Below are 3,619 nucleotides of genomic sequence, written 5' to 3'. Positions count from 1 at the left end.
GTCTTTAGTAAATTAGGAGTTTGATACTAGTGAGTAGAGTTGGGATTGGGATTCGCACGGCAACCAAACGCAAAGAACGTGCCGCCGGACAGATTCATGTCTACGACGGTACGGGTAAAGGCAAATCCCAAGCAGCATTAGGGGTAGTACTCAGATCGATCGGCTTGGGAATTGAAGCAGGTGCGGATACGCGGATTTTGCTAGTACAATTTCTCAAAGGATCGGAGCGGGACTACGATGAAGATGCCGCGATCGCCGCACTGCAAAAGAGTTTTCCCCATTTGATCGATCGAGTCCGGACTGGGCGCTCTGAATATTTTGGCAAAGACGAAGTTACCGATTTCGATCGCGCCCAAGCCCATCGCGCTTGGACAGTGGCTAAAGGAGCGATTTATTCCGATCTCTATTCCGTGATCGTCTTGGACGAACTCAGTCCCACTCTCGATTTAGGATTACTGCCCATTGCTGAAATAGTCGATATTCTCCAATCCAAACCCAATCATCTCGAAGTAATTGTCACCGGGAGAGATGCACCCGCTTAGCTGATCGAGATTGCCGATTTACATTCCGAGATGAGAGCGCACCACCATCCCGAAGCCGCAGCCCAAGGCATTGAAGGGATTGAAATCTATACGGGTGCGGGGAAGGGTAAATCTACCAGCGCTCTGGGCAAAGCACTACAAGCGATCGGGCGCGGCATCGGTCAAGATGAATCCCATCGGGTACTGATCGTCCAATGGCTCAAAGGCGGTACGGGTTATACCGAAGACGCCGCGATTGATGCCTTGAAGAAAAGCTATCCGCAACTAGTAGATCACCACCGTTGTGGTAGCGACGCGATCGTCTGGCGTGGTAAACAGCAAGAAATCGACTTCATTGAGGCACAGCGGGGCTGGGAGATAGCCAGTAGTGCCATTGCCTCGGGATTGTACAAAACGATCGTTCTGGACGAATTAAACCCCACTGTAGACCTCGATCTGCTCCCTCAAGAACCGATCGTTCAAAGTTTGCTCGACAAGCCTAAAGGTACCCAAGTAATCATCACCGGGCGCTGTTTCAATACTCCCGCTTACTTTGATATTGCCAGCGTTCACTCCGAAATGATCTGTCACAAACATTATGCCGATAATGGTGTAGATCTCCGTCGAGGTGTGGATTTTTAACTTTATTCACACCGACAGGTTAGGGATATTTGCTGTGTTTGAGTACCCACAACGATTGAAATCGTCGCTGATGATGCAAAGTCCGCCTACGCGGACTAGCTAATCAGTCCGCGTAGGCGGACTTTGCATCACTAGCGGAGACTTTAGTCTCCAGGCAACTGAGCCAATAATTCAATCGCTTGCGGTAAAATTAGATGTTCCTGAATTTGCACCCGTGCGTGCAAAGTTTGGGCGGTATCATCGGGGAAAACGGGCACGGCGGATTGGACGATAATCGGCCCAGCATCTACTTCGAGACTGACTAAATGGACGGTACAGCCAGTAATCTTGACCTTAGCAGCCAGCGCTTGCTCGATCGCGTGAATGCCAGGAAAGCTCGGTAGGAGACTAGGGTGAATATTGATGACTCGATCGGGAAAAGCATCGATGAGGACTTGGGTAATCACCCGCATCCAACCCGCCATTACCACGCATTCCACCCGATGAGCCGCAAATGTAGCCACGATCGCCCGATCGAGTTCCGCCCGCGTAGGGTACTCGCGATGATCGAGTAATACTGTTGCAATCCCGCGCTGTTGGGCGCGATCGATCGCCTTAATTCCTGGTTTATTATGGATGAGTACGGCAATCTTTGCATTCAAGTTGCCACTCTCGATCGCGTTAGCAACTGCTTCAAAATTACTACCACTTCCTGATGCCATGATACCGAGGACGAGTGGCGGTGAATTGCGATCGACACTTAATGGAGCGGGCGAGATGAGGCTGGATATGTCGGTCATGGATGTGAGTAAATGGAAGATCGAGCAAAGTGCCCCAGATTGTTATAGCATTTCTAGCAACCGATTCTCTGTGCGATCGATCGACCGACTCGGACTGAAGGATCTGTTCTAAACTAGAAATTCACCCCATAATGATTGGGTAATATAAGAGAGTCGCCACAACTAGTCAGCGTCAAACCGATCGCGATTTACCAGCCACTATTTACTGTTAGAGCATGAGTTATACAGAAACTATCGAAAAATCATCAACCACCCGCAAACACGCTCCTAATTACCGCGTGTTGCTGCACAACGATGAATTTAATGCGATGGAGCATGTCGTCGAGATATTGATAACGACTATCCCCAACCTCTCGGCACCACAAGCAATTAATATCATGATGGAAGCCCATCAATATGGCATGGCACTAGTAATTGCCTGCAATCAAGAACATGCAGAACACTACTGTGATGTCCTCAAAAGTCACGGCTTGACTAGTACGATCGAGCCAGCCGATTAGGCTTTAGCCGTAGGGTGTGTTACTCCGCAGGATAACGCACCTAAGTTAAGACTACAATTTGGAATTTTATTTTCTGGTTAAGCCATAAGCTAATCTAGATCGCAACGGCTCAAAGTTCTAAATTGCAGATGATAAATCTCAATAATATTAAAAATTATCCAGCACCGGGCAGAATGTTCAGCTTTCTCCTGGTGCTAATTGTATTGTGGGTGCCCGGATTAGCCTTAATCTATCTGGGGATGTTTCTCACCCAGCAAAATCTCGAAGATCCTGGTACCAAGAACTTGCTCTCAATCCTGACGATGGGCTTACTCGCGATCGAGTTTATCGCGCTATTACCCTGGTGGGGGCGGAAGGTTTACCAACACCCCAACCTCTATGCGCGGTATGGATTGATGTTCACGCGTCAGAATGGACTATTGTTGCTCAAAGGACTCGCGATCGGCTCATGCTTTACATTTGCACTATTTATTACCCAAGGCTTACTCGGGTGGCTCACATGGCAAGCCCCGCGTTTATCCATCCTCCAATTAGCCCTAGAAGGTTCGGCAACTGCGTTAGGGGTCAGTTTAGCTGAAGAGTTATTTTTTCGAGGGTGGATGCTGGATGAATTAGAGCGAGATTACTCACAAACAGTTTCATGGATAGCGGCTGCTGGTTTATATGCTGCATTGCATTTTCTCAAACCGATTCCGGTGATTCTCGCATCTTTGCCCGCCTTCCCAGGATTATTTTTGCTTGGTACTGTAGTCATCATTGCCAAACGTCAAAATCGAAATCTGCTAGGGATGTCGATCGGTCTTCACACTGGCTTAGTGTGGGCTTTTTATATTGTCAATGTCGGAAATATGGTGAAATATTCCGGTCGAGTTTCGGATTGGATTACTGGCATCAATGGCAATCCGACCGCTGGACTACTCGGCATAATTTTCTTAGGAGCATTAGCTTTGACGATCTCGAATTTATCAGGTGTTAAGGTCGATCGCTAGCGGTTGAAGTCTCCAGGCTATTCTTAAGCACAGTATCGATACCTATTTAACACCCTCATGCGCGATCGAGCGAAATAGCTGCTATACTAGTACATTGTGGCTTTTTGCATACCACAATATTAATAATTAGTCAATTCGAGCGGATCTAATATGACCAAGCGTACTCTCGGCGGTACTAACCGCAAACA

3 protein-coding genes and 1 pseudogene are annotated in these 3,619 nt (G+C 47.9%); 3 read left to right on the top strand and 1 reads right to left on the bottom strand.

What is annotated here, in order from left to right:
- Positions 1-29: 29 nt before the first annotated feature.
- A pseudogene (locus tag RMO35_RS09230) lies at positions 30-1,163 on the top strand (cob(I)yrinic acid a,c-diamide adenosyltransferase).
- Between the two features lie 143 nt (positions 1,164-1,306).
- Here the strand turns inward: RMO35_RS09230 and purN are convergent.
- Positions 1,307-1,942, bottom strand: a complete 636-nt coding sequence (gene purN, locus RMO35_RS09225) for a phosphoribosylglycinamide formyltransferase (protein ID WP_309740458.1) — start codon at positions 1,940-1,942, stop codon at positions 1,307-1,309.
- A gap of 215 nt (positions 1,943-2,157) precedes the next feature.
- Here purN and clpS point away from each other — a divergent pair, with 215 nt between their 5' ends.
- Together clpS and RMO35_RS09215 are read left to right on the top strand one after the other, a co-directional pair.
- Positions 2,158-2,442 carry an ATP-dependent Clp protease adapter ClpS gene (clpS, locus tag RMO35_RS09220; RefSeq protein WP_309740455.1) on the top strand — a complete coding sequence of 95 codons (285 nt, stop codon included), beginning with the start codon at positions 2,158-2,160 and terminating at the stop codon, positions 2,440-2,442.
- Between the two features lie 128 nt (positions 2,443-2,570).
- On the top strand, positions 2,571-3,431 hold the full coding sequence (locus RMO35_RS09215; protein WP_309740453.1) for a CPBP family intramembrane glutamic endopeptidase: 861 nt from the start codon (positions 2,571-2,573) through the stop codon (positions 3,429-3,431).
- Positions 3,432-3,619: the final 188 nt, after the last annotated feature.

Source organism: Chamaesiphon sp. OTE_20_metabat_361, from assembly GCF_031364565.1.
Note: the sequence above shows the minus strand (reverse complement) of the source record. Positions and strands in the feature narration are given on the sequence as shown.